General features: G+C 70.8%; 16 protein-coding genes, 5 tRNA genes and 1 other RNA gene. 8 read left to right on the top strand and 14 right to left on the bottom strand.

Going from position 1 to position 25,481, the window contains the following annotated elements:
- Positions 1-396: 396 nt before the first annotated feature.
- A complete protein-coding gene (gene dnaX, locus VZQ01_RS07630; protein ID WP_426747357.1) occupies positions 397-1,602 on the bottom strand; it encodes a DNA polymerase III subunit gamma/tau in 1,206 nt (401 codons plus the stop codon).
- Positions 1,603-1,657: 55 nt separating this feature from the next.
- Entirely contained in the window at positions 1,658-3,196 is a 1,539-nt protein-coding gene (locus tag VZQ01_RS07625; protein WP_223750557.1) for a phytoene desaturase family protein, read from the bottom strand.
- Between the two features lie 211 nt (positions 3,197-3,407).
- Here VZQ01_RS07625 and VZQ01_RS07620 point away from each other — a divergent pair, with 211 nt between their 5' ends.
- Positions 3,408-4,757 carry a glycosyltransferase family 39 protein gene (locus VZQ01_RS07620; RefSeq protein ID WP_426747356.1) on the top strand — a complete coding sequence of 450 codons (1,350 nt, stop codon included), beginning with the start codon at positions 3,408-3,410 and terminating at the stop codon, positions 4,755-4,757.
- A gap of 97 nt (positions 4,758-4,854) precedes the next feature.
- Here the strand turns inward: VZQ01_RS07620 and ffs are convergent.
- The 9 genes from ffs to VZQ01_RS07575 all read right to left on the bottom strand — a co-directional run bounded on the left by ffs (position 4,855) and on the right by VZQ01_RS07575 (position 12,120).
- An RNA gene (gene ffs / locus VZQ01_RS07615) (signal recognition particle sRNA small type) lies at positions 4,855-4,947 on the bottom strand.
- A gap of 30 nt (positions 4,948-4,977) precedes the next feature.
- A tRNA-Ser gene (locus tag VZQ01_RS07610) sits at positions 4,978-5,064 on the bottom strand.
- A 13-nt stretch (positions 5,065-5,077) separates the two neighbouring features.
- Positions 5,078-5,164: transfer RNA gene (locus VZQ01_RS07605), tRNA-Ser, on the bottom strand.
- A gap of 6 nt (positions 5,165-5,170) precedes the next feature.
- The gene (gene tadA, locus VZQ01_RS07600) at positions 5,171-5,638 is read right to left on the bottom strand and encodes a tRNA adenosine(34) deaminase TadA (RefSeq protein ID WP_046712138.1); all 468 of its coding nucleotides are present in this window, start codon (positions 5,636-5,638) and stop codon (positions 5,171-5,173) included.
- Between the two features lie 23 nt (positions 5,639-5,661).
- Positions 5,662-5,735, bottom strand: a tRNA-Arg gene (locus VZQ01_RS07595).
- Positions 5,736-5,765: 30 nt separating this feature from the next.
- Positions 5,766-5,855, bottom strand: a tRNA-Ser gene (locus tag VZQ01_RS07590).
- A gap of 42 nt (positions 5,856-5,897) precedes the next feature.
- Positions 5,898-5,984: transfer RNA gene (locus tag VZQ01_RS07585), tRNA-Ser, on the bottom strand.
- Positions 5,985-6,098: 114 nt separating this feature from the next.
- Complete coding sequence (gene serS, locus VZQ01_RS07580) at positions 6,099-7,379, bottom strand: serine--tRNA ligase (RefSeq protein ID WP_426748939.1); 1,281 nt, start codon at positions 7,377-7,379, stop codon at positions 6,099-6,101.
- Between the two features lie 136 nt (positions 7,380-7,515).
- Positions 7,516-12,120, bottom strand: a complete 4,605-nt coding sequence (locus VZQ01_RS07575; protein ID WP_408891205.1) for a tetratricopeptide repeat protein — start codon at positions 12,118-12,120, stop codon at positions 7,516-7,518.
- 202 nt (positions 12,121-12,322) lie between these two features.
- Between VZQ01_RS07575 and VZQ01_RS07570 the strand changes: the two genes are divergently transcribed.
- The 3 genes from VZQ01_RS07570 to VZQ01_RS07560 all read left to right on the top strand — a co-directional run bounded on the left by VZQ01_RS07570 (position 12,323) and on the right by VZQ01_RS07560 (position 15,399).
- A complete protein-coding gene (locus VZQ01_RS07570; RefSeq protein ID WP_426747355.1) occupies positions 12,323-13,636 on the top strand; it encodes a protoporphyrinogen/coproporphyrinogen oxidase in 1,314 nt (437 codons plus the stop codon).
- A 90-nt stretch (positions 13,637-13,726) separates the two neighbouring features.
- A complete protein-coding gene (locus tag VZQ01_RS07565) occupies positions 13,727-14,437 on the top strand; it encodes a glycosyltransferase family 2 protein (protein WP_141328445.1) in 711 nt (236 codons plus the stop codon).
- A gap of 20 nt (positions 14,438-14,457) precedes the next feature.
- Entirely contained in the window at positions 14,458-15,399 is a 942-nt protein-coding gene (locus VZQ01_RS07560) for a polysaccharide deacetylase family protein (protein ID WP_408891203.1), read from the top strand.
- A 3-nt stretch (positions 15,400-15,402) separates the two neighbouring features.
- On the opposite strand, the gene VZQ01_RS07555 is transcribed toward VZQ01_RS07560, so the two are convergent.
- Positions 15,403-16,107: an esterase/lipase family protein gene (locus VZQ01_RS07555; protein WP_223750563.1), complete on the bottom strand. Its 705-nt coding sequence runs from the start codon at positions 16,105-16,107 to the stop codon at positions 15,403-15,405.
- 351 nt (positions 16,108-16,458) lie between these two features.
- Between VZQ01_RS07555 and VZQ01_RS07550 the strand changes: the two genes are divergently transcribed.
- Both VZQ01_RS07550 and VZQ01_RS07545 read left to right on the top strand, forming a co-directional pair.
- The gene (locus VZQ01_RS07550) at positions 16,459-17,313 is read left to right on the top strand and encodes a lysophospholipid acyltransferase family protein (RefSeq protein WP_141328441.1); all 855 of its coding nucleotides are present in this window, start codon (positions 16,459-16,461) and stop codon (positions 17,311-17,313) included.
- A 40-nt stretch (positions 17,314-17,353) separates the two neighbouring features.
- Positions 17,354-18,277 carry an SDR family oxidoreductase gene (locus VZQ01_RS07545; protein WP_223750564.1) on the top strand — a complete coding sequence of 308 codons (924 nt, stop codon included), beginning with the start codon at positions 17,354-17,356 and terminating at the stop codon, positions 18,275-18,277.
- A gap of 416 nt (positions 18,278-18,693) precedes the next feature.
- Here VZQ01_RS07545 and VZQ01_RS07540 read toward each other — a convergent pair whose 3' ends face one another.
- Entirely contained in the window at positions 18,694-19,017 is a 324-nt protein-coding gene (locus tag VZQ01_RS07540; RefSeq protein ID WP_248544997.1) for a hypothetical protein, read from the bottom strand.
- A 185-nt stretch (positions 19,018-19,202) separates the two neighbouring features.
- Between VZQ01_RS07540 and VZQ01_RS07535 the strand changes: the two genes are divergently transcribed.
- Positions 19,203-22,973 (top strand): tetratricopeptide repeat protein, encoded by a 3,771-nt coding sequence (locus VZQ01_RS07535; protein ID WP_426747354.1) that lies wholly within the window; start codon positions 19,203-19,205, stop codon positions 22,971-22,973.
- 52 nt (positions 22,974-23,025) lie between these two features.
- Positions 23,026-23,346: a hypothetical protein gene (locus VZQ01_RS07530; RefSeq protein ID WP_223750643.1), complete on the top strand. Its 321-nt coding sequence runs from the start codon at positions 23,026-23,028 to the stop codon at positions 23,344-23,346.
- Between the two features lie 16 nt (positions 23,347-23,362).
- Here the strand turns inward: VZQ01_RS07530 and VZQ01_RS07525 are convergent, their stop codons facing one another.
- Positions 23,363-25,453: a RecQ family ATP-dependent DNA helicase gene (locus VZQ01_RS07525; protein ID WP_408891201.1), complete on the bottom strand. Its 2,091-nt coding sequence runs from the start codon at positions 25,451-25,453 to the stop codon at positions 23,363-23,365.
- Positions 25,454-25,481 lie beyond the last annotated feature (28 nt).

The raw sequence follows: 25,481 nt of genomic DNA, 5'->3' as shown, positions 1-25,481 counted from the left end.
GACGGCGCACGTCCCATCGCTCCGTTCGGGCCTTGTCCGACAGACGCGCGAGGCGCATCCGATGGTCCACCTTGAGGCGAGGCCGAGAGCCCCAGGCGTGATGGACCCGCGGAGCCATGGGGGCCGACCTGCGCACCGTCGACTGCGCCACCCAGATGGGGCGACGACGCGCTGCCGTTGACTGCCCCTGCATGCGCGCGGGCGTCAGCACCTCCATTCGAAGTCCGCTGTGCTGACGGCATGGCCGTGGAAACGCCATCGCTCGACGGCGCTCCACCGGAGGTGCCGGCAGGCGCGAGCGTCGAGACGGATTGTTGCCCCGTCGCGGGCGCGGCTCGACCCGTCTCCCACGGACGTGGGGCGGGCGCGGCTTCGGGGGGCGGAGCCTGGCGAGGCTCAGGCGCGAAAGTTCGTGGAGCTGGAGCGACCTCCTGGCGCTCCAGCATTGGCCTTGTCCGACTGAGGCAGTCCAGCCGTGAGCCGGTCCACCTTCGCGAGCAGCTCCGGAATCGACCCTCCGGGCGACAGCTGGATGGCCTTCAACAGCGCCATCTCCAGCGCGAGCCTCGGCTGCGCCGCGCGCGACACATCCCAGACGGAGCCATGCACCACGTCGAACAGCCGCGTGAGCTGCGCGCTCTCCGCGTCCTTCGCCAGCCCCACGAGCGCCTTCTGCTCGGACTCCGCCAGCTCCGCGGGCGCCTCGCCCAGCGTCTTGGTGACGAAGAGGTGGCGAAGCTGCATCGCCAGCTCCTCCGCGAGGCGCTTCAAATCGAGGCCCCGGTTGAAGACCTCCTCCACGCGCTCCAGCACGCGCTTGGCATCCTTGTGCACCAGCGCGTCGGCGAAGTCCTGCACCATCGTCCGGTCGATGGCGCCCAGCGCCTCGGCGACCTCCTCGTCCGTGGGATTCGCTCCGCACGAGGCGAGCACCTGGTCCAGCAGGCTGAGCGCGTCGCGCATGCCGCCCTCGGACTGGCGCACCACGAGCGACAGCGAGCGGTCCGAGATGCCCGCGCCCTCCGCCTTGCAGATCTCCTGCAGCCGCTGGAGCATCCGCGCCGCGGAGATGCGGCGGAAGTTGTGGCGCTGGCAGCGCGACAGGATGGTGTCCGGGAGCTTGTGCGCCTCGGTCGTCGCGAAGATGAACTTCACGTGCCCGGGCGGTTCCTCCAGCGTCTTGAGCAGCGCGTTGAACGCCGCCCCCGACAGCATGTGGACCTCGTCGATGATGTAGATCTTGTGCCGGTCGCGCTGCGGCAGGTACTTCGCGTTCTCGCGAATCTCGCGGACGTTCTCCACGCCGTTGTTGGAGGCACCGTCGATCTCCGCCACGTCCACGCTGGTGCCGGCGGCAATCTCCGTGCACGCCCGGCACTCACCGCAGGGAGTCGCCGTGGGGCCCTTCTCACAGTTGAGGGCCTTGGCGAGCAGGCGTGCGGCCGTCGTCTTGCCCACGCCGCGCGGGCCGCAGAACAGGTACGCGTGCGCCACCCGGTCCATCTTGATGGCGTTCGCGATGGTCCGGACGACGTGCTCCTGTCCGGTCATGTCATCGAACTTCTGCGGACGCCATTTGCGGGCGAGGACGAGGTAGCTCATGGGGGCAGTCATCTAAACACGACGGCGCGAAGGATCCATCTCCAGGCGCTGCGACTCAGCGTCCGAGCGCTTTCAGCACGACCTGGGCCGAGTTGTGCCCCGCCGCGCCGATGACGCTGCCCGCCGGGTGGCAGCCCGCGCTGCAGAAGTAGAGCCCCTGCACCGGCGTCTCGTAGGGCAGCCTGTCGGTGAAGCCCAGCTTGTTGTCCACATGGTGGATGTGCCCGCCGGTGATTCCGAAGTGGCTCTCGATTTTCGGCGGCGTGAGGGCGAAGTACTCCTGGACCAGATCACTGGTCCCCGGCGCGAAGCGGTCGCACACCGACAGCAGCTGCTGCACGTAGCGCGACTCCTCCTTCTCCCACGTCGTGCCCTCGAGCTTGTAGGGCACCCACTCCACGAAGAGCGCGGAGTTGTGGCGGCCCTCGGCGTCACGCAGCGACGGGTCCACGGTGGTGTGGATGTACCACTCGATGGAGGGGAAGTCGGACAGCCTGCCCGCCTGCGTGTCGCGGTACGAGCGCTCCAGCGCGCCGAGCACGTCGTCCTCCTGCGGCAGCAGGTGGATGGTGGGGCCGAACTGGCCCTTGTCCTCGGGCAGACAGGTGAACCTCGGCAGCTCCTTCAGGCACAGGTTCACCTTGAGCGTGGTGCCCGGCACCGCCATCGCGCCCACCTTCGCGCGGTAGTCCGCCGGCAGTGCCGCGGTGTCCACCAGCTTCAGCGTGCGGAACGGGTCTCCGTTGGACACGACCACGGAGGCCTGGAGCTCCTCGCCGTTCTCCAGCACCACACCCTTCACCACGCCCGAGTCCACGCGCACCGACGTCACCTTGGCGCCCGTGCGGATGACCGCCCCGTGCTTGCGCGCGACGTTGGCGATGGACTGGGTGACGGTGCCCATGCCGCCGCCGACAATCATCCACGTGCCGCCGCTGCCTGGCAGCCGGCACATGTTGTGGACGAGCAGGTTCATCCCCGTGCCCGGCGTGTCATAGCCGCCGTCCAGTCCGGAGAAGGCGTCCGTCACCGCGTACATCGCCTTCACCAGGTCGGACTTGAAGCCGAAGCGCTCCAGGTACTGGCGCGCCGAGCCCCGACACAGCTTGAGGAAGTGCTCGCGCAGCGCGGGCCGGATGTAGCGCTCGGCGGTCTCCTCGTGGGTCAGCGGCGGCTTGAGCCACGCGGGCGCCAGGTCGTCACGCAGCGCGGCCAGCTCCGCGTTCATCGCCTGGTTGGCCTCCCAGTCCGCCTGCGAGAAGAACTCGAGGAACTGGCGCTTCAGCTCGCGCTCGTCCGAGCCGAACAGCAGATAGCGCTCGCCCGTGGTGGGCAGGAAGTAGTGCGGGTCCCTCCGCTTGAGGGGCAGGTCCAGCTCCAGCTCGCGCAGGAGTTCCGGCGGCATCAGTCCCAGCAGGTACGCGCCCGTGGACACGCCCAGCCCGGGCGCGCTCTTGAACGGGTACTCCGTCCGGCACGCTCCGCCGATGACGTCCTTCTCCTCCAGGACGGTGACGGACAGGCCCCTGCGCGCGAGCATCGCCGCTGTCACGAGTCCGTTGTGTCCCGCTCCCACCACGATGACGTCCGGCATGGCCTGCTCCTTCTCGAGGGAACCGCGTTCCTACCCGAGCGAGGCCCTGGCGGACAAACGTCCGCTGGCTTGCACCTCGCCGCCGGGCCGGGGAGAGTCCCGGGCGCCCGTGTCCGCCGCCCTGCCCGAGACGCCCACCCCGCCCATGTCGCCCGAGCCCCCGCCGTCGGATGTCGCTCGGCCACATCCTCCGGCGAGCCCCTCCCTCCTTGTGAGGGCTGCCCTCGTCGTCGTGGCGCTGCTGCCGGCTGTCATCGCCGTGGCCCAGCTGGGCCGCATCCACCCCGACGAGGTGTTCCAGGCGCTGGAGCCCGCGTACTGGCGCGTGCATGGCTATGGCGTGCTGGCGTGGGAGTGGCGCGATGGCATCCGTAACTGGGCTGTTCCGGGAGTCCTGGCCGGCTTCCTGAAACTGGCGGGGATGCTGGGCATCACCGACCCCCAGGGCTACCGCGCGATGACGGCCGTGCCCCAGCTCGCGCTGCATGCGTGGAGCCTGTGGGCCGCGTACCGCTTCGCCGCCCGGCGTACAGGCGTCTCGGGAGGCTGGCTGGCCGTCCTGCTGGTGGGCCTCTACGGGCCGGTGCTCGTCTTCGCGGGCCGCACCCTGGCGGAGTCCTTCTCCACGTCCTTCCTGGTGGTGGCCATGGAGGCCCTGGACCGGCGTGAGCGCGAGACGCGGGCGGGGCTCCTCGGTGGCGCCGCGCTGGGGCTCGCGGTGGTGACGCGCTACCCGTCCGCCATCTGTGTCCTCACCGCGCTGCTCTATCTGCTGGTGGCCCGGCGCTGGCGGATGCTGGCTTTCACCTGCCTGGGCGGGCTCGTCGTCGCGGCGGGCCTGGGACTCCTGGACCACCTCACCTGGGGCAGCCCCTTCCACTCGTTCTTCACCTACGTCCGCTTCAACGTCCTCTCGGGCGAGGCCGCGGCCCGCTTCGGCTCGGCGGCTCCCGGCTTCTACCTGCTCCCCCTGGTGACGGCCGTTCCCGGTTGGGCCTGGGTCGCGGTGCCCTTGGGCCTGCGAGCGGGGCGGCGAGGCGTGTCCCTGCCGCTGACGTGCGCCGCCGTCTACCTGGGCGTGCTGCTCGTCACCGCGCACAAGGAGGAGCGCTTCCTCTACCCGGCGCTGGTGCTGGGCGTGCTCGCGGCGGCGCCCGTCGTCGCGGACCTCCTCACCACGCGCGTTCCCGCATCCGCTCGATGGGGCGTGACGGCGATGGCGCTGGTGACGGGGCTCGTCTCCGCCCGCTGGTTCCCTCCCCAGGACCTGCGGGCGGACCAGTTCCGAGCCATCGTCGCGTCGACACGGATGGGCGGCGCCACGGGGCTGCTCATCGTCAACGAGGGACTCTGGGGCTCCGGCGGCTTCTTCTACCTGGGCCAGCGCATCCCCTGGCTCACCTGTGACTGGCCCCGAGACGAGGCCTTCCAGCGAGGGCTGCGAGACAGGACCTTCAACCGCGCCGTCTCCTTCGAGGACCGGGCCCTGCCCGAGCTCCAGGCAGGCGGCTTCCGAATCGAGAGGCGCATCGGCCGCGAGACGCTGCTCGTCCGCGACTGAGGTCGACAGGGGAGGGCGCCGGTCAGGCGCTCTGGCCCAGGGCGGACTCCGTACCCCGCAAAGGCGAAGAGCCAGCTTCCGAAACGGAGGCTGGCTCTTCAGAACGGCCGGGACACACGCGGTGGTACGCTACCGTTGCTTCCTTCCGGACCTGGCGGGGTTCGCGCCCCCACGTTGTCCCGACCACAAAGGCTGTAGACATCAACTGCAGTATCAACAACGGAGAGGGTGGGATTCGAACCCACGATACCCTTTCAGATATACACGCGTTCCAGGCGTGCGCCTTCAACCGCTCGGCCACCTCTCCAGAAAGTCTGGAGCGGAGAGCGTAGGATTCGAACCTACGATACCGTTACCGGTATGCCTGATTTCGAGTCAGGTGCCTTCGACCACTCGGCCAGCTCTCCAAGTATTCAATTGTCGCGTCGCTTCGCGCGCAGGCGCCCGAAGAACGTTTTGAGAAGAGTCGTGCTGTCCTCAGCGAGGATACCACGAGTGACCTGGAGCCGGTGGTTGTGCCGGGGTTCCTCGGCCAGATTGTAGAGAGAGCCGACCGCGCCGGCTTTCGGGTCCATGGCGCCAAACACGAGGCGAGTCACCCTGGACTGGACCAGCGCTCCGGCACACATGGCACACGGCTCCAACGTCACGTACAGGGTGACGCCCGTCAACCGCCAGACCCCGAGATGCCTGCGAGCGGCATCCAGTGCGAGGACTTCCGCATGGGCGAGGGGGTTGCGATCCACTTCGCGGCGGTTGAAGCCCGTGCCGATGATGTTTCCATCATGGACGGCAACCGCACCGACGGGGACCTCTCCGAGTGTCGCGGCTTCCCGCGCGAGCGCGAGCGCCTGCTGCATGAAAGCTTCGTCGTCACTCATGGAGACGGCGTGAGAGAAGGGAGCGCTCCCTGGAGGATTCGAACCTCCGGCCTTCGGATTCGTAGTCCGACGCTCTATCCAGCTGAGCTAAGGGAGCAAAATCTTCACGCGCTGCTACAACGACAAGTGGCGGAGAGAGAGGGATTCGAACCCTCGATACCCTTTCGAGTATGCAGGTTTAGCAAACCTGTGCCTTCAGCCTCTCGGCCATCTCTCCAACTCTTCTCTGTCAAAGAACCGCAAAACTCAAGAACATTTTCGGAGGCGGTAGGATTCGAACCTACGGAGAGCTTGCACCCTCTGCGGTTTTCAAGACCGCTGCCTTCAACCGCTCGGCCACGCCTCCAAACAACCCAGCCGGCGGTGTCCCTCGGACCGACGTCGACCGTGGGGCCGCCCTTCTACCTGATTCTTCGCCCGTTGCAAGCGGATGATCACACCTTTTCGCCACGCTGCTTCGCTACAGCGGCTTGAGCTCCTTGAGCCCTCCCATGTACGGCCAGAGGACCTCCGGGATGCCCACGGTGCCGTCGTCGCGCTGGTAGTTCTCCAGGATGGCGATGGACGTGCGGCCCACGGCCAGGCCACTGCCGTTCAGGGTGTGAGCGAGCTGGGGCTTGTCTCCCTTCTGGGGGCGGAAGCGGATCTTCGCGCGGCGCGCCTGGAAGTCGCCGCAGTCCGAGCAGGACGAAATCTCCCGGTAGGCGTTCTGCCCCGGCAGCCAGACCTCGATGTCGTAGGTCTTGCGGGCCGAGAAGCCCATGTCGCCGGTGCACAGCAGCATCACCCGGTGGTGCAGGCCGAGCCGCCGCAGGATGTCGCACGCGTCGTCCGTCATGGCCTCGAGCTCGTCCAGGCTCTTGTCCGGCTGGGCGAACTTCACCATCTCCACCTTGTGGAACTGGTGCTGGCGGATGAGGCCGCGGGTGTCCTTGCCGGCCGCGCCCGCCTCCGCGCGGAAGCACGGGCTGAAGGCGCAGTAGCGGATGGGCATCGACTCGCCCTCGAGGATTTCGTCCGCGTGGTAGTTGGTGACGGGCACTTCCGACGTGGGGATGAGGAAGCGCTCGGGGTCGCCCAGCGTCTTGAAGGCGTCGTCCTCGAACTTGGGCAGCTGGCCCGTCCCCATCATCGTCTCGCGCAGCACCAGGTAGGGCGGGAGCAGCTCCGTGTAGCCCTTCTGGGTGTGCACATCGATCATGAACGTGACGAGCGCCCGCTCCAGCCTGGCCAGCGCGCCCTTGTAGAAGGTGAAGCGGCTGCCGGACACCTTCGCGGCGCGCTCGAAGTCGAGCATGCCCAGCTTCTCGCCCAGCTCGAAGTGCTGCTTGGGCGTGAAGGGCAGGTTGGGCTTCTCACCCCAGCTCTTCACCTGGACGTTCTGGTCCGCGCTCTCGCCCACGGGCACCGACTCGTGCGGGACGTTGGGGATGAGGAGGAGGATGCGGTTGATCTCCTCCTCCACCTCCTTGAGGCGGTTCTCCTTCTCCTTGATGTCCTGGGAGACGGCGCGAAGGTCGCCGCGCAGCGCGTCCAGCGCCTTGGGGTCCTCCTTCGCCTTCTTCTTCATCTCCTCGTTGGCGGCGTTACGGCGCGCGGCCAGGGACTCCATGGAGACGTACAGCTCGCGGCGCTCGGAGAAGAGGCGCTGGAAGGGGCCGAGGTCCAGGTTGCCGCCCCGCGTCTTCAGGCGAGCGACGACCGCATCGAAGTTCTGCGCAACGTACCGGAGGTCCAGCATGGGGGACGCCTTGTAGTCACCCTTGGTGGGCGTCAGCAAGGTTCCTCGCGCCCGGGGTGCTCAAGGGCGGACGCCCCGGGCGACAGGTGCCTGACGCCGGCCATCCCCGTGAGGACGGCCGGCTGTCGGCTGCCGGCTAGTTCTGCAGGTCGTAGATCTCTTCCTCGATGTCCTTCTTGTCGGTCGCGTCCGGCTTCTTCACCAGGTAGTCCTTGAAGGCCTGGACGGCTTCCTTGCGCTTGTTCTTCTCCTTATAGGCGAAGCCCAGGTAGTAGTAGGTCATCGCGTTCTCCGGCTCGGCGTCGGCGGCCTTGCGGTACCAGTCGATGGCCTTGGCGTGCTGGGTCTGCTCGGTGAAGGCGCGGGCGACCTTGTAATAGACGTACGTGAGCTTGGTGTCCGCCTTGAGCGCCGTCTGGTAGCGCTTGATGGCTTCGTTCCAGCGGGCGGCGTTGAAGTAGGCGTCGCCGATGGAGCCGAGCACGCGGGTGCGGCGCGGGTCCGACTTGAGGCTGGCCTCGAAGGACTCGATGGCCTCGTCGAACTCGCTGTTCTCCAGGTGGGCGTGGCCCAGGGCCTCGTGCGCGTCGGCGTTGGCCGGGTCCAGCTCCACGGCGGTGTTCCACTCGCGGATGGCGTCCGGGAGCTGCTTGGCGTCGCGCAGGATGACGCCGTAGGCGTAGTGGTAGTCGGGGCGCTTGGGGGCGCGCTCCACGGCCTTGCGCATGGCGTCCATGGCCTGGGTGAACTCCAGCCGCTTCGCCTTCACCAGGGCCAGGTAGTAGAGCGCCTCGTGGTTGGAGGGCTCGTTGCTGAGCGCCAGGCCCAGGTTGCTCTCCGCGCCGGGCAAATCGCCCCGCTCCAGCAGCACCGCGCCCAGGGTGATGGGGATGGTGGTGGAGCGCGGGTCCTCGCCCTTGGCCTTCTCCAGCTCCGCCACGGCCTCGTCGAGCTTGCCCAGCCGCCACAGCACGAGTCCGCGCTGCAGCCGGCCGTCCTTCAACAGGTGCGGGTCCAGCTCCAGGGCGCGGTTGGCCTCCGTCTGGGCCTTCTCCAGGTCACCGTTGAGCAGCGCCACGCGCGACAGGCCCAGGTGGGCGTCGGCGAGGTTGGGGTCCAGTTGCACGGCGCGCTCGAACTCCTGCTGGCCCAACAGGGCGTTGTTCTCCGCCAGGGCCAGCTCGCCCAGACCCGCGCGCACGCCGGCCAGGTCCGGGGCCTTGGTGGCGGCCTGCTCCAGCTGGGTGCGGGCCTCCGCGTTGCGGCGCTGACGCAGGTAGAAGCGGCCCAGGTAGAGGTTCGCCTCCACCAGGTTGGCGTCCGCGGCGATGGCGCGCTTGTAGTGGCCCTCCGCCTCGGAGAGCTTGTCCAGCGCGTCCTCGATGCGGCCGTAGAGGTACGCGATGCGCGCCTCGTTGGGGAAGCGCTGGCTGGCCTTCTGCACGGCGTCCAGCGCCGCCTGCATCTTGCCGGTCATCACCAGCGAGGTGATGTGGCCGTCGGCGTACTCCAGGTTGTCGCCTTCCTCCGACGCGAGCGCCGTGTAGAGGGGCAGGGCGCCCTCGTAGTTGCGCTGGGCGCGCAGCACGTGGGCCAGCTGGGCCTTGAGGAAGTCGGACTGCGGGTCCTTCTCCATCGCGGACTTCAGCTCGGCCTCGGCCTCCTTGGGCTTGTGCTGATGGAAGAGCGCCACGCCCTTGAGGCCCCGGGCGCGGGCGAGCTCCGCCGGGCCCAGCGCGGACTGGACGTCCTCGGCCAGGGCCTCGTCGACGGACTGGGCGCCCTTCTCCGCGTCCTTGCGCACCAGGAGCTGCACGGCGGCGAGCTCCACGGCGGACGAGGCGTGCTTGCGGTCCGCCTCGAGCGCGGCGGCGTAGGCTGCGGCGGCCTCGTCGGCGCGGCCGGCGGCCTGGTGCAGGTTGCCCAGCGCGTGGTGGGCCTTGGCGGACTTGCCGTCGGCGGCGAGTACCTTCTTCAGCGTCTCGACGGCGCCGTTGAAGTCGCGCTTCATCGTCTGGGCCTCGGCCACGAGGAAGGCCAGCTCCAGGTCGCCCTGGTTGCCCTCCCGCGAGTACGCGTCCAGGAGCGGCGCCAGCGCGGCGTCCGCCTGCCGCGAGGTGAGCGCGAGCGAGGCCGTCACCTTGATGAAGTCGACGTCCTTCTCACCGAGCAGCTCGATGTCCGCCATGCCGTCGCGGCAGCGGGACATGTCGGACGCGTCCGCGGCGGCGTACCTGCGCTGCAGGTAGTAGACGGACTGGCACCACAGCGAGCGCACCGCCGGGTACTCCTTCTCCTGGAGCGCCTGGGCGGAGAGCGTGTGGGCCTGCTTGTAGCTGGCGAAGGTGTCTTGGAGCAGGGCCTGCTGGGCCTGGCTCACCAGCTGGGCCTGGGGCGAGCCGTCGGAGACGCGCGCGGGGAACAGGGCCCGGCGGCCGAAGGCGCCGTAGCGCGTGCCGAACTCGGTGCCCGCGCCGATGCCCAGCAGCACAACGCCGATGCCGGCGGCGATGAACATGGGGACGCGCTTCTTGAGCTTCTCGTTGGCGCCGCTGCGGTCCACCACGGAGACGGCCGCCATGCGGCCCTCGTAGAGCTGCTCCAGCCGGCGCATGTTCGCCTGCTGGCCGTTGGCGTCCGAGGCGGGGGCGCTGGGCGAGTCCGACGCGGCGGCGACGGGCGCGGCCGCCACCACCTTGGCCGGGCCCTCCATCAGCCGCTGGATGGCGGCGGCGAAGGTGGGGATGGTGCCGATGGCGGACCAGGACTCGGAGTCGAGCGAGACGTCCTCGTTGCCGAGCAGCTGGCCATCCTCGAGCATCTTCACGACGACGCCCTCGTCGAACGGGCCGAACACCTTGCCCGAGCGGCGGCGCACGTGGAAGCGGCGCACCTTCGCGCCCGCCTGGGCGCCCGCGTCGCGGCCGGCGGCGTCGTCGATGAACGACAACATCTCCAGGCCGTCGGCGGGGCCGGCGTTGGGCGGCGGAGGCAGCGGATCCGACAGGTCCGCCTCCAGGTCATCCGCGGGGCGCGCGGTGGGGTCGAACTCGAGCGAGTCCGGGATGCCGGGCGACGCCGAGGGCGGGGGCGAGCCGAAGTCCACGTCGCCGAAGTCCACCGCGGGGTTGAAGGGCGCGGGCGGCGGGGGCGCGGCCTGGGGCGGGGGCTCGGCGAAGTCGAGGCTGAAGTCCGGCATCGGCGCGGGCGCGGAGGGCGCGGCGAAGTCGAACGACAGGTCCTGCGGCGGCGCGGCGGGGGCCGGCAGGTCGGCGAAGTCCATCGCGGGCGCGGCGGGGGACGGCAAATCCGAGAAGTCCAGCCCGGGCGAGGCCACCGGTGGCGCGGCCGCGAACGGATCCGCGGGCATCGGCAGCTCGGCGAAGTCGAACGAAGGGCCACCGTCGGCAGGCGGGGGCATCGCGAACGGATCCGCGTCGACGGGCGGCTGCGAGTACGCGGGAGGCGGAGGCAGCGCGAACGGGTCGTCGTTCACGGGCGGCTGCGAGTACGCGGGAGGCGGGGGCAGCGCGAACGGGTCGTCGTTGACGGGGGCCTGTGCGTACGCGGGGGGTGGAGGCAGCGCGAACGGGTCGTCGTTGACGGGCGGCTGCGAGTACGCGGGCGGAGGCGGCAGCGCGAACGGGTTCGCCTCGACGGGGGCGCTGGCGTGTCCGGGCGCGGGCGTCGGGGGCAGGGCGAAGGCGGTGGCCTCGCCGCTCGGCGACTCGACGTCGAAGGCGAACGGGTCCGCCTCCGGCTGGGGCTGCGCGGGGACGGGCAGCGAGTCGTCGGAGAAGTCGAAGTCGCGCGCGGTGCCGAGTGTGTCGGGCTGGCTGAAGGACGAGGACGGGTCCAGGTCCACGGGCGGCGCCAGCGCGTCATCGGAGAAGTCGAAGTCGCGCGTGCCGTTGGCCCGGGCGGGCGGGGCGGCCTGCTCCGGGAACGCGGCGTTGGGCATCGGAATGGCCACGACACGCGTCACGTCGCGGTCCTGGCGCGCAGGAGGCTCCGCGTCGTCGAAGCCCGTGCCGAACGCATCCGCCTGGGGCGCGGCGCCGGGCAGGGGGATGGCGTCAACGGCCGAGGCGGCGCCGGGCAGCGGGATGGCGCCGGCGTTGTCACCGAAGGCGTCCTGGGGCGCGGCGCCGGGGAGCGGAATCGCGCCTGCGTCGTAGCCGTAGGGGTCGGCCTGAGGGGCGCTGCCGGGCAGCGGAATGGCGCCGGCGTCGTAGCCGAAGGCGTCCGCCTGGGGCGCGGCGCCGGGGAGCGGAATGGCCCCCGCGTCGTAGCCGTAGGGGGCTGCCTGGGGCGCGGCGCCGGGGAGTGGAATGGCCTCGGGACCCGCACCCATGGCGATGGCACCCGAGGGAGCGGCGCCGGGCAGCGGAATCGCGCCGCCGCCGAAGGCATCCGCCTGAGGGGCGCTGCCGGGCAGCGGAATGGCGCCGGCGTCGTAGCCGAAGCCGCCCGACTGGGGCGCGGCGCCGGGGAGCGGAATGGCTTCGGCGCTCGCACCCATGGCGCCGGATGGCGCGGCGCCGGGGAGGGGAATGGCGGCGGGCGCGCTGGCCTGTCCCGGGAGGGGAATGGCGGCGGCGGGCGCCGGAGCGCTCACGGCCTCGGCTTTGATGGGGAAGGTGGTCTGGCACCGGGCGCATTTGAGCTTCGCGCCACCCGGGGGGATCCGCTTGTCATCGATGTTGTAATTCGTCTGGCAAGACGGGCAGGAGACTTTCATGGGGTTCCTTCGACAGGACCGGCGCGGCGCAGGGTAGCAGAGGCGTTTCCAGCCCGGAAAGAACGCGCAAGCCCGCACTGGGGGCGTTGTTCCGCCCCCGCCTCCCCAGGCGAGCATCCGAGGGCCCCGTCGGCTCCGCGTTTCCGCCCACCGCGCGTTCGGCTCCCCCCTCACCGGGAGGAGGTGGTAGGACCGACCCGCCATGGAACCCATCGTCATCCTCGGAGCGGGGCTCGCGGGCCTGTCCACCGCCCACTTCCTCCAGAAGCCCTGGCGCCTCATCGAGAAGTCCGAGCGCGTCGGCGGGCTCATCAAGACCGAGGTCATCGACGGGTGTTATTTCGACCCCACCGGCCATTGGCTCCACCTGCGCGACCCTGAAATCCAGGAGCTCGTCAACACGCGGTGGCTGCCGGGGCAGATGGTCCGCATCCAGCGCAAGGCGGGCATCTTCACGCGCGGCGTCTTCACCCGCTTCCCGTACCAGGTGAACACGCACGGGCTGCCGCCCGAGGTCGTCTCCGAGAACCTCATCGGCTACGTGGACGCCATCTACGGCGAGAAGGGCCGCGCCCTGCGCGAGCGCGAGCCCCGCGACTTCGAGGAGTTCATCCTCCGCTACATGGGCGAGGGCTTCGCGAAGAACTTCATGGTGCCCTACAACCAGAAGCTCTGGACGGTGCACCCGCGTGAGATGTCCGCCGCCTGGGTGGGCCGCTTCGTGCCGCGCCCCTCGCTCAAGGAGGTGGTGGACGGGGCGCTGGGCGCCGGCAGCGACGCGGTGGGCTACAACGCGTCCTTCCTCTACCCGCGCGAGGGCGGCATCGAGAGCCTGGCGCGCGCCATGCTGCGCGACCTGAAGGGCGGCGAGCTGAGCCTGAACACCGAGCCCACCTCCATCGACTGGAAGGCGCGCAAGGTGGTGCTGAACGACGGCCGGACGCTGTCGTACTCGGGCCTCGTCTCCTCCGTGTCCCTGCCGGGGCTGGTGCGGCTGCTCGCGCAAGGGGCCTCGGGCGTGCCCGACGAGGTGGTCGCCGCGGCGAAGCGCCTTCGCGCCACCACCGTCACCTACGTCGCCGTGGCCGCGCGCGGGCCCAACCGCCAGCCCTGGCATTGGATCTACCTGCCGGAGCCGGAGTTCCACACGTACCGCATCGGCTCGCCGTCGGCCGTCTACGACGCGCTGGCGCCCAGGGACACGTCCACCTTCTACGTGGAGTACAGCCACCACGGCGAGCTGGCCCCGGCCACCGCCGAGAAGTACGCGGTGCAGGACCTGCTGCGCTCCCAGATGATCCACTCCGCGGACGACGTCCTCTTCGCCCACGCGCGGGAGATTCCCCACGCGTATGTCCTCTACGACGAGGCCTACGGTCCAGCGAAGGCGGAAATCCTCCGTTTCCTGGAGCACGCCGGCATCCAGACGGCGGGGCGCTACGGGCAGTGGGAGTACTCGTCCATGGAGGATGCCATCCTCGGCGGGCGGGCCTGTGCCCGGACGCTGAACGGCTGACGGACGTCTGCGACTTCCGACGCATCTTGTCGACGGGTGCCGCGCGGCATGCTAGGCGGACCGGACTGTCGCTCGTCCGGACGTGATTCCATGGCACCGCACCTGTCCGTCGTCATCCCGGTCTACAACGAGGAGTCCATCATCGCCTCGGCGGCGGAGGAGTTGCGCCAGGGGCTGGATGCGCGTGGGCTCGACTACGAAATCATCTTCGCGGAGAACGGCTCGAAGGATGCCACCACGAGCATCCTCGACGCGCTGTGCGCGAAGCACCCTCGGATGCGCTGGTTCCACTCCGAGCGTCCCAACTACGGCGTCGCCCTCAAGGCCGGCATCCTCATGGCCCGGGGCACGTACGTCATCTGCGACGAGATCGACCTGTGCGACGTCACCTTCTACGACGCGGCGCTGCCGCGGCTGGAGCGGGGTGAGGCGGACATGGTGGTGGGCTCCAAGGCGGCCAAGGGCGCCAGCGACCAGCGCCCGCTCATCCGCCGCGCAGCCACGCGGGTGCACAACAAGCTGCTCAAGGTGACGCTGGGCTTCCAGGGCACGGACACGCACGGCCTCAAGGCCTTCCGCCGCGAGGCGCTCCTGCCCGTCATCCAGAAGTGCGTGGTGGACATGGACGTGTTCGCCAGCGAGTTCGTCATCCGCGCGTGGCGCGAGGGGCTGAAGGTGATGGAGATTCCCATCCAGCTCCACGAGAAGCGCCAGCCGTCCATCCACCTCTTCAAGCGCGTGCCCAACGTGCTCAAGAACGTGGGCAAGCTGTTCTACGTCATCCGCGTGCGCGGCACCTGACGCGAAGCAGGGGGCGCGCCGTGACGAGGATTGCGTCCATCTCCGTCGACCTGGACTCGCTGCCGCACTACTGCCGCATCCACGGGCTGCCGGAGTCGCTCCTGGACGCGCGCGCCCGCTCGCTGGTGCACCAGGTGGCGGTGCCTCGCTTCCGCGAGCTGTGGGACGCGCTGGGCGTGCCCGGCACCTTCTTCGCCATCGGCGAGGACCTGGAGTCGGACCCCGTCGCCGCCGCCGGCATGCGCGCCGCCCACGAGGCGGGCATCGAGGTGGCGAGCCACAGCCACGCCCACGACTACGCGCTCACGCGCCGGGGACCGGACGCCATCCTCGCGGACCTGCGCCGCGCCGATGACGCCATCCTCCAGGCCACGGGCACGCGCCCGGTGGGCTTCCGCGCGCCGGGCTACACGCTCAACGCGGACCTCTACGCCGCCACCCAGGCGCTGGGCTACCAGTACGGCTCCTCCGCCTTCCCGGCCGCGCCGTACTACGCGGCGAAGGCGGCGGTGATGGGGGCGCTGGCCCTGGTCGGCCGGCCCTCGCGCTCGGTGCTCGACACGCCCCGGGTGCTGCTCGCGCCGCGCGCGCCGTACCGGCCGGACCCCGCGAATCCCTACCGGCGTGGCACAGGCTCCGTGCTGGAGCTGCCCATGGCGGTGACGCCCGCGCTGCGCTTCCCGTTCATCGGCACCTTCGCCACCACGCTGCCCCTGCGCTCGCTGCGCGGAGCCTGGCGCGCGTGCCGACGCGACCCCTTCTTCAACTTCGAGCTGCACGGGGTCGACGTGCTCGACGCGACGGACGGCATCCCCGGCGAGCTGGTGCGCCAGCAGCGGGACTTGCGCGTCGGCGCGGCGCGCAAGCTGGAGCGGCTGCGCGAAGTCTTCGGCTGGCTGCGCTCGGAGTGCGACGTCGTCACCCTGCGCGACGCGGCCGGGCGCCTGTCCGCGAGCGTCTGAGCCTCAGCGCGCCACCGCGGGCGAGCCGAGCACGTCCACCACCGCGTCGTGCACGCGCCGGTCCGTGAGCATCCACGGGTGCAGCAGCACGGGGAACCTTCGCTCGCTGGCGCCGGGCAGCCGCGAGCTGGAGGCGGGGAGGATGGTCAAATCCCAGGGCGTCCAGAAGCTGTGCACCTCCGTGGCGCCCCAGGGGCGCGGGTCCTGCTGGAGCGCGCGCAAGAGCCGGCTGCCCGGGCGCATCTGGGTCACGCCCTTGCCGCGTCCCAGGAACGCCAGGCCCGTGCCCGCGTGAGGCCCGGAGATGGAGATGAAGCGCCGCACCACCAGCCTGCCGCCCAACAGCTGCACCCAGTAGCGGCTGACCAGCGCGCCCATGCTGAAGCCCACCACGTCCACACGACGGGCGCCGGTGCGCGCACGCAGCGCCTCGGCCTCCCGCGCCACCTGCCGCGCCAACGCGGGGATGCCCTCGCTGCCGTTGTTGGGGACCAGGGAGATGGCGTGGACGTGCGGCCAGCCCTCCTGCTCCAGCCGGCCGCGCAGGGCGTCGAAGGCGCTGGCGTCGTCTCCGATGCCGTGCACCAGCAACACCGGCGCGCGCTGCTCCACGGGCGCCCGCCGCGGCGACACCGCGAGGGACGACGCCGTCATGGCGCACCCCTCGCAGAACCACGCCAGGGCCAGCAGGACGAGCATCGCGCGCATGCAGGGCGGGACATGGCGATGTCACTCCCCGCTCGCAAGGGACCCCCGGCGCATCCGTTCACGCGAGTCGATGGCGCACACCCTTCCCGTCACGCAGTGCACTCCCGGCTGTCCATGAAGGGCCCCATCGGCGTCCACGCGACGAAACGGCCCCGCCCGTCGCGCATTCCCCTCCCGCGGGAGCCTACACCCAGGCGCACCCCGGTCGCGCCAGCCCCTCGGCATCCCCGGGGATGGCCGCCCTTCACGGACTGTCCGGAGCCCAACGCCACGTCCCCGGGCCCGGGCCCGGCGCGGGGGAGGGTTTCTCCACTCCCGGTGGAAGGGCCGGTGGTGTAAAGAGCCGGGACCATGCTGGAGCGACTCGGCGACCGAGTGAAGAAGGGCCTGCGCGACTGGACCGACCGCCTGGCCAACGACGAGCAGAAGGAACGGATGCAGGCCCTGGCCCGGCCGCAGAACGAGTACGGGGTGGACCCCTTCGGGTACAACCTGGACTTCAGCCTGTCCGCCGTGGCGCCCTTCCTGTGGCTCTACCGCAACTACTTCCGCGTGGAGACCTTCGGCGTCGAGAAGGTCCCCGCCGGCCGCGTGCTGCTGGTGTCCAACCACTCCGGGCAGCTGCCGCTGGACGGCGCCATGATTGGCGTGTCGCTGATGCTGGAGGCAAGTCCCCCCCGCGCCATGCGCAGCATGGTGGAGAAGTGGGTGCCCTCGCTGCCGTACGTCTCCACCTTCATGGCGCGCATGGGGCAGATTGTCGGCACGCCGGAGAACTGCCGGCGGCTGCTCGAGTCCGACGAGGCCATCCTCGTCTTCCCGGAGGGGCTGCGCGGCATCAACAAGCTGTGGCCCCAGCGCTACCAGCTCCAGGAGTTCGGCCTGGGCTTCATGCGCCTGGCGCTGGAGACGCGCACGCCCATCGTCCCCGTGGCCGTCGTGGGCGCCGAGGAGCAGGCCCCCGCGCTCATGGACCTCAAGCCGGTGGCGAAGCTGCTGGGCTTCCCGTCGTTCCCCATCACCCCCACGGGCGTGCCCTTCCCGCTGCCCACGAAGTACCGCATCTACTTCGGGGACCCGATGCACTTCTCGGGGCGCCCCGACGACGAGGACAGCGAGCTGGACAAGAAGGTCCGCACCGTGAAGGCGGCCATCCAGTCCATGCTCCACCAGGGCCTCAAGGAGCGCCGCGGGGTGTTCTGGTGAGCGATTACGCCCGGAGTCGCGGGACCAAGAGAGTGCAACCATGAGACCGGCCGTCGTCGTCACGGGCATCAGCGGCAACCTCGGCCGCACCCTCGCCAAGCTCCTCCACAAGCACGAGCGCATCATCGGCATCGACCGGCGCCCCTTCGTGGGCCGGCCGAAGGACGTGGAGATGTACGAGCTGGACCTGCGCAAGAAGAAGGCCGAGGACGTCTTCCGCAAGAACGAGGTCCGCGCCGTCATCCACATGGGCATCATGCATGACCCGCGCATGAGCGAGGAGGAGCACCACTCGTTCAACGTCGTGGGCACCACGCGGCTGCTCGAGTACTGCGCGAAGTACGGCGTGAAGAAGGTGGTGGTGCTGTCCTCGGCCAACGTCTACGGACCCAGCCCGGACAACTCCAACTTCCTCACCGAGGACGCGCCGCTCATGGCGGCCAGCCGCTTCTCCGGCGTGCGCGACTTGATTGAAGTGGACATGCTCGCGCATGGCTTCTTCTGGAAGCACCCACACATCGAGACGGTGATTCTCCGGCCCGTGCACATCGTCGGGCCCACCATCAAGAACGCGCCCTCCAACTACCTGCGCCTGCGCCACCCGTGGATGATGGCGGGCTTCGACCCGATGGTTCAGCTCATCCACGTGGAGGACGTCGCCCGCGCCATGGTGGCCGCGCTCCGGCCGGAGCCCAAGGGCGTCTACAACGTGGTGGGCCCGGGCGAGGTGCCCCTGTCCGCGGTGATGCGCGAATTGGGCAACTCGCCCATCCCCGTGCCGCACCCGGTGGCCCGGCCCCTGTTGGGCATGCTCTTCAAGTACCGGCTGGCCAACTTCCCGCCCCCGGAGCTGGACCACATCCAGTTCCTGTGCGCCGTGGACGGCAGCCGCTGGGTGCGGGACGTGGACTGGAAGCCCCGCCACTCCATGCGCGAGACCATCCGCGCGGTGAACGGCGAGTAGCCACCACTCCCCGGAGGAAAGTCCGAGGGTCCCCTGACACGGTTGTCGTGCCTGGCACGACGCCGAAGGCTGGACCCTCTGACACGAGTGTCAGGACCCCGACGGCCCCACCCCAGGACTGTCGGCGCGCCCTCCTCGCAAGCCCTTGAATCTCCAGGTGATGCGATGCGGGCTGCCCGGTGCGCGGGGCGTGGCATCGCCATTGCTCTAGTGGCCGGCGTCACCGCGCGGCGACGCGGGCCTGTTCAACACACCGTCGCCCCGCTCACATGTCAGGGCGCTCCATGGGGGAGCTCCCGACGCCCATCGACTCGGCCGGCCCCGAGCCGATGGGCGGATTCTTGTAGGGCACTCCATTGGGGAGTTCCCGACGCCCACCGCCTCGGCCGGCCCCGAGTCGGTGGGCGGTTTCTTTTTCAGCGCAGCTCGTCCGCGAACGGCCCCTCGTCCTGACGCTCCAGCAGCCACGTGCCGTGCTGGTAGACGAACTCCGACGTGACGACCGAGACGTGCTCGGACGCGGAGGGCAGGCGCATCCACTGGATGCGGCTCTGGATGAAGGCCCGCGTGCCGTCCTCGGACAGCTGCCCGTCCTCGATTTCGTAGTCGGTGATGGTCAAGTCCCGCTCGTCGTTGAGCGCGATGCGGGCCTTGGTGAACGCCTTGCGCTTCTCCGGGACGATGAAGCGGGCCGCGGAGCGGAAGTCCTTCCAGCGGATGACCTGATGGAACTGCTCCACCGTGGGCTTGAGTTCTTCCAGGTTGGATTTCTTGGATACGGTTGCGCACCCGGACAGGGCCAGGACGAGGAAAAGGGCAGGCAGGCGATTCACGAGGGGGACGGTAGCATCCGGCGCCCGCCCCGGACGAGGGCGGGGTGCTATGGTCCGGCTCCCCCGCCCGAGCACCGGAGTCGCAAGCCCTCATGGCCAAGTCGATGGTGGAGCGCTACGAGCAGCTCCTCCGGCAGGACCCCACTTCTTCCGTTTTCGTCGAACTGGCCAAGGCCCTGCTGGAAAAGGGGGACGCGCCGCGCGCCATCGAGGTGTGTGAGCAAGGTGTCTCGCACCATCCGTCCTCGACGGTGGGCCGGGTGCTCTGGGGCAAGGCGCTCATCCAACTGGGCCGCCCCGCCGAGGCGATGGAGCAGTTCGACCGCGCCATCGCCATCGAGAAGGACAACCCCTACGCCTACAACCTGATTGGCGAGGTGTTGCTCCAGCGCGGGCTGTACCGCTCGGCGCTGCCGATTCTGCGCAAGGCCGTGGCGCTGCAGCCCAATGACGGCCGCGTGAAGCTGTGGCTGGAGCAGGCGCAGCAGGCCCTGGCCGGTGGCCCGGCGCCGGTCTTCGCGGACCTGATGGGGCTGGAGAAGGCCGCGCCCGAAGAGGGTGAGGCCGAGCCCGACGCGGCCAGGCCCGAGAGCGCCGAGAGTGCTCACGCCGCCGCGTCTCCGATGGCGGCCGCGAGGCTTCGCGCCGCCGCGCTCGGGGACGCCGCGAAGGCCGCGAGTGCCTCGGGACCTGGGGCCGCGAAGAGCGCGGGCGCGCGGGCCGCCGCGGACCTGGCGAGCGCCGCCGCGGCGGGTGGGGCCGCGAGCCCGGCGGAGGCGGGGGCTCCGGACGGAGATGCTGCGCCCTCGACGGAGGAGGGCGCTCAGGCTCCAGCGGGTGCTCCGGGCGAAGTGTCGGACGCGGAGGCCTCGGCGCCGTTGTCTGATTCGCTTGGGTTGATCGACCGGCAGGTGCCGGTGCTGCGGCCCGCGACGGGCACTCCGCTTCCAAGCCTGGAGCTGTCCCTCTTCGACGAGGAGGATGGGGCCCGCTCCCCGGACGCGAATGCGCCGGCGGGGGAGGGCGCCGACGCTGGCTCCTCCCAGGATGGTCAGGCGTTGGACCCGGCCGCCTTTGAGGGCGGCCCCGGCGCGTCCCCTGAAGCGGGCGCGGTGTCCGACGAGACCAGCGAGCAGGCGCTGCTGCGCTCCAGCGAGTTCACCACCGCGAAGCCGGTGGTCCCCGCGGCGTCCACCGACTCGACCGAGTCGGACGAAGAGCAGGCACTGCTGCGCTCCAGCGAGTTCACCACCGCGAAGCCCGTGGTCCCCGCCGCGTCGGGCGGGCTGCTGGGGGATTTGCCTCCGCCCGAGCCCACCGCCGCCACGCCCGTCGTCGCGCGCGCGCAGCCCCAGGCGCGAGGCTCGGGCTCCAAGCGCTCGCTGCTGGAGGACCTGCCCGACGCTTCGGACGCCACCGGCCGCGCGAAGGCGGGCGCTCCCAAGCAGGACACCGAGGCGCTCACCGCCGCCTACGAGAAGGAGCTGCGGCAGAAGCTGGCGCGCGAGGCGGCCAAGACGTCCTTCCTCAAGCGCAACGGCGTGAAGGTGGCCGGCGCCGCCGCGCTGCTGATGGTGGTCATCGCCGTCATCGTCGGCGTGGTGCGCATCCGCGCGGCCACGGGTGGCCAGACGCTGAACGAGGCCCTGGCCAGGAGCGAGGACCTCATCACCCAGGACACGCGCGCGTCGCTGGACGGGGCGCTGCAGCAACTGGACCGGGCGCTGGACATGGACGAGAGCAGCAGCCGCGCGTGGGCCCTCAAGGCCTGGACGCACGCGCTGCTCTTCGCGGACCACGGCCTGTCCCCGGATGACCGGCTCAAGGCGCTGGAGGCCCTGGAGAAGCCCGGCGTGAAGGAGGCCGCGCCGGGGCTGGCGCTCGCCACCAACGTCCTCGTGGCGGATGACCGGGGACGCGAGCCCGCGCGCCGCGCGCTGCTCGCCGCGACGGAGGAGAGCACGGAGGTCCACGCGCTGGCCGCCAGCCTGCTGCTGGCCGCCAAGGACGAGAAGAAGGCGCTGGAGCGCTTCGACCGCGCGCTGAGGGCCTCGCCGTCGAACGTGCGCGCCCTGGTGGCGCTGGGTGGCTACTACCTGGCCTCCGAGGACTTCCCGCACGCCATCGAGATGTTCGGCAAGGCGCGCACCAAGTCCCCCAAGCACCCCGTGGCGCGCATCGGTCAGGCCGAGGCGCGGCTCGCGCTGGAGCAGGACCTGGAGGCGTCGCTTTCGGACGTGGCGCCCCTGGCGGGAAGCCCCGAGCTGCCCGCCGCGCTCGGCGCTCGTCAGCAACTGGTGCACGGCCGGCTCCTGTCCGCCGTGGGCAAGCACGACGAGGCCCGCGCGCTGCTCGCCAAGGGCACGCAGGGGCCGCTGGCCTTCGACTTCCAGCTCGCGCAGGGCGCGGCGAGCCGGGCCGCCGGGAAGCTGGACGCGGCGCAGTCCGCGTACGAGGCGGCGCTGAAGCTGCAACCCAAGAGCGACGAGGCCCGTGAGGGACTGGGCCGCACGCTGCTGGACCGGGACAGGGAGCGCGACGTGCTCACCCGCCTGGAGGCGGACGGCGGCCGCAGGGTGGCGCTGGTGCGGGGCACCGCGTACGCGCGGCTCGGAGACTGGAAGCGGGCCCGCACGGAGCTCGCGCGCACGCGGGTGAACGAGCGCTACCCGCCGGAGGCCGTGTCGCTGCTCGCGCTGGCGGACGCGGCGGAGGGCAACGCGGCGCAGGCCCGCGAGCTGCTCGAGAAGGCGCTGGCCGCGAGCAAGCGCCCGCGCAACGACATGCGACTGGCGCTGGGGCAGGTGTACTGGCGTGAGCGCGCCTTCGACAAGGCGCAGTCCCAGTTCGAGGAGGCGCAGAAGGACCCCCGGGACTACGAGGCGTCGTGCTCGCTGGGCCGGCTCATGCTGGCGCGCGGCCTGCCGGACATGGCGCTCAAGCCGCTGACGCAGGCGGTGGAGCGCAACGGCTCGCACGGCGAGGCGCGTGACGCGCTGGGGCGCACGCTGCTGGCCCTGGGGCGCACGCCGGAGGCCCTCAAGCAGTTCGAGACCTGGCAGCTCGACAACCCGGGCAGCGCGGAGGCGCACAAGGGCTTCGCGCTGGCGCTCTTCCACTCGGGGCGTCGCAAGGAGGCCGAAGGGGCCGTGGGGCGCTCGGCGAAGCTGGCGCCGGACGACGCCGAGGCCCACCGGCTGCGCGCCGCCATCTTCTTCGCCTCGGGCGACGCGAAGGGCGGCTTCTCCGCGCTGGAGCGCGCCAACAAGCTGAACCCGAAGGACCCGGACACCTTCTGCGAGATTGCCCACGCGTTCCTGCGCCAGGGCAACCCGGACAACGCGGACGCGGCCTTCGCGGCGGCGCGGCGCGAGGGGCCGGATGCCACCTGCGGCCGGGTGGGGGAGCTCTACGCGCAGCTGCCCAGCGGAGGCCGTCCCGCGGCGCGGACGCTGGAGGACCTGGCGTCGCGCGCGCCCACCGTCTGGGACAAGGCCTTCGCCCAGGCCACCATGGCCCGGGTGCTGCTCGGGGCCGGCGCGGTGAAGGAGGCCCGGACGGCGGCGGAGGAGGCCGTGCGGCTGGCGCCGTACCAGGGCCGCTCGCACCTGGCGCTGGGCATGGTGGCGCTCAAGCAGCGCCAGGAGCCCGTGGCCAAGGCGTCGCTCTTGAAGGCCGTGGAGCTGGAGCCCACGGACGGACTGGCGCACCTGGCGCTGGCGGACGTGCTGGTGCGCGAGTCGGCGGAGCTGCCCCGGGCGGTGGAGTCCTATGAGGCCTTCCTCCGACTGGCCGGAGGAAGCGAGGATGCGGGCCGCGTGAAGAAGGCTCTGCCGTCCCTCAAGAAGAAAGCGGCCCGCTAGCGTGAGGAATCCTCCCCCCGGCTCGGGGCCCGAGTCCCCGTTGCTGCGAATCATGTGGGGCAACGCCTTCCTGCTGTCGGCGCTCTACCTGTTGGTGGGCGTCGTGGTGGAGGTGGCGCTGCGCTATTTCCCCTCGCTCTTCCTCCAGCGGCTGTCGCTGTCGCTGGACTCGCTGCCCGCCAGGGCCCTGGAGCTGATGGGGGCGATGGAGCCCTTGCGCACGGCGTACTTCAACGGGCGCATCCCCGAGTACGCGGTCCGCCTGGTCTTCGGCCTCACCACGGTGGCGGTCATCTTCCTGCTCGCGCTGGTGGTGGGCACCGTCATGGGCACCCTGCGCCACCTGCTCTCCCGGCGCGCCCGGGGCGCCTGAGCCCAGGGGCCCTCCGTCAGTCGGTGCCCAGCGCGCGACGGATGCGAGGCTTCTTCGCGCGCGCCGCCGCCATGGGCGCCACCTGCGGCTCGTGTCCCGCGGCGCGGGCCATGAGGCAGATCTCCACCACCTTGGGCCCGAAGCGCTCCCAGCGGCTCTCCCCCGTGCCCTTCACCGTGAGGAAGCCCTCCCGGTCGATGGGGAGCGCCGCCGCCAGGCCCAGCAGCGTCGCGTCGTTGAAGATGATGAAGGGCGCGACGCCCAGATCCTTCGACAGCTCCTTGCGCCAGCGGCGCAGCTCCGTGGAGGCCAGCTCGCTGTAGTTCGTCACCAGCGGCGCGGCGGCCGCGGCGCGGGCGCGCGAGGCGGACGGCCCGCCCGACAGCAGCACCGGCATCTTCGCGGGCGCGCACACGTCGCAGTTGCCGCAGGAGGTCTCCACGTCCTGCTGGCCGAAGTAGTGGAGGATGGCACCGCGCCGGCAACGGGAGTCCCGGTCCGCGTAGGCGTAGTCCGTCATCCGCCGCAGCAACTGGAGGTTCTGCCGCTCCTGCTCGCGCACGTGGGACAGGTCCATGCCCAGCTCCCGGAAGGGCATCCGCAGGAGCGCGCGGATGGAGCGCCCCGAGAAGGGCCTGCGCACCCGCACCACGCCCGCCTTCTCCAACAGCCCCAGCGCGTGGCGCGTCTCGTCCACCGACAGGCCGACGCGGCGCGCGAGGATGGTCAGCTCCGTGGTGGCCTGCCGGCCGATGGGGAACGTCTCCACGAGCGACTTGAGCAGCCGCTGCGCGTCCGGGGAGTGGGGGTGCGCGGCCTGGGCCCTCTCCGTCAGCAGCACCCCGTGCTCGCCCTCGCCCCGGCCTCCGCGCTCGAGCTTCCCGGCGCGCTCGAAGATGCGCAGCGCCGCCGACACCTCGAACTCGCTGGCGTTCACCATGCCCGCCAGCACGTGCACGCCCCGCTCGAACTCCTCCACCGACTGGAGCACGCCCCACACGTCCGCGAGCACCGCCTCCGAGGGGTGGCTGCCCTGGATGAGCCGCTCCTGGGTGTACACGTCCGAGTGGTTGAACAGCAGCACCGCCCGCGCATCCCCACCGTCGCGGCCCGCGCGACCTATCTCCTGGTAGTACGCCTCCACCGCGCGCGGGATGTTGGCGTGCGCGACGAAGCGGATGTCCGGCTTGTCGATGCCCATGCCGAACGCGTTGGTGGCCACCGCCACCGCGTCCGGGGTGGACATGAAGGTGTCCTGCGCCCGCCGGCGCGCGTCGTCCTCCATGCCCGCGTGGTACAGCACCGCCTTGAGCTTGCGCCCGTGCAGCTCCGAGAACACGCCCTCCGCGGCCCTCCGGGTGGAGCAGTAGATGATGCCGCTGCCCCCCAGCGCCGCCAGGCGCGCGCACGCCTCGTGCCGGTCCGTGTCCCCGCCCACCTCCTGCTTACCGAGGAAGAGGTTGGGGCGGTCGAACCCCATGGCGAACTCGCGGGGCTCCTTCATCAGCAGCACCCGGACGATGTCCGCGCGCACCTCCGGCGTGGCCGTGGCGGTGAGCGCCACGGTGCGCGGAGGCCGCAGCCGCTTGCGCACCTGTCCCAGCAGCGCGTAGTCCGGCCGGAAGTCGTGGCCCCACTGGGAGATGCAGTGCGCCTCGTCCACGGCGAGCAGGTCCACGCCCACGTCGGTGACCATCTGCACGAAGCTCGCGCTGCGAAAGCGCTCCGGCGCCACGTACAGGAGCTTGTACTCGCCGCCGCGCAGCCGGCGCATCCGCTCCGCCCGCTCCAGGTCCGTCAGCGACGAGTTGATGAACGTGGCGGAGATGCCGCGCGCGGTGAGCTGCTCCACCTGGTCCTTCATCAGCGCGATGAGCGGCGACACCACCAGCGTCAGCCCCGGCAGCAGCGTGGCCGGCAGCTGGTAGCACAGGCTCTTGCCGGCGCCGGTGGGCATGACCACCACGGTGTTGCGCCCGGACAACACGGTGGAGATGACCTCCGCCTGTCCCGGACGGAACTGCGTCAGGCCGAAGTGGCGCACCAGGCCCTGCTGGGCTTCTTCGAAGTAGGGCAGGGCCACCGACATCGCTCGCATGTCCACCATCCTGGTCCAGCCGTCAACGCAAACCACA

This window comes from Myxococcus faecalis, from assembly GCF_050039385.1.
Classification (GTDB): Bacteria; Myxococcota; Myxococcia; order Myxococcales; family Myxococcaceae; genus Myxococcus; species Myxococcus fulvus.
The sequence above is the reverse complement of the archived record's forward strand: the minus strand, read 5'-3'. Positions and strand labels throughout refer to the sequence as shown.

Bases quoted from the DNA above. Each gene is read 5' to 3' on its own strand.
- dnaX (WP_426747357.1), bottom strand. From the start codon at position 1,602: ATGAGCTACCTCGTCCTCGCCCGCAAATGGCGTCCGCAGAAGTTCGAT.
- VZQ01_RS07625 (WP_223750557.1), bottom strand. From the start codon at position 3,196: ATGCCGGACGTCATCGTGGTGGGAGCGGGACACAACGGACTCGTGACA.
- tadA (WP_046712138.1), bottom strand. From the start codon at position 5,638: ATGAGTGACGACGAAGCTTTCATGCAGCAGGCGCTCGCGCTCGCGCGG.
- serS (WP_426748939.1), bottom strand. From the start codon at position 7,379: ATGCTGGACCTCCGGTACGTTGCGCAGAACTTCGATGCGGTCGTCGCT.
- VZQ01_RS07575 (WP_408891205.1), bottom strand. From the start codon at position 12,120: ATGAAAGTCTCCTGCCCGTCTTGCCAGACGAATTACAACATCGATGAC.
- VZQ01_RS07570 (WP_426747355.1), top strand. From the start codon at position 12,323: ATGGAACCCATCGTCATCCTCGGAGCGGGGCTCGCGGGCCTGTCCACC.
- VZQ01_RS07565 (WP_141328445.1), top strand. From the start codon at position 13,727: ATGGCACCGCACCTGTCCGTCGTCATCCCGGTCTACAACGAGGAGTCC.
- VZQ01_RS07555 (WP_223750563.1), bottom strand. From the start codon at position 16,107: ATGCGCGCGATGCTCGTCCTGCTGGCCCTGGCGTGGTTCTGCGAGGGG.
- VZQ01_RS07550 (WP_141328441.1), top strand. From the start codon at position 16,459: ATGCTGGAGCGACTCGGCGACCGAGTGAAGAAGGGCCTGCGCGACTGG.
- VZQ01_RS07545 (WP_223750564.1), top strand. From the start codon at position 17,354: ATGAGACCGGCCGTCGTCGTCACGGGCATCAGCGGCAACCTCGGCCGC.
- VZQ01_RS07535 (WP_426747354.1), top strand. From the start codon at position 19,203: ATGGCCAAGTCGATGGTGGAGCGCTACGAGCAGCTCCTCCGGCAGGAC.
- VZQ01_RS07530 (WP_223750643.1), top strand. From the start codon at position 23,026: ATGTGGGGCAACGCCTTCCTGCTGTCGGCGCTCTACCTGTTGGTGGGC.
- VZQ01_RS07525 (WP_408891201.1), bottom strand. From the start codon at position 25,453: ATGGTGGACATGCGAGCGATGTCGGTGGCCCTGCCCTACTTCGAAGAA.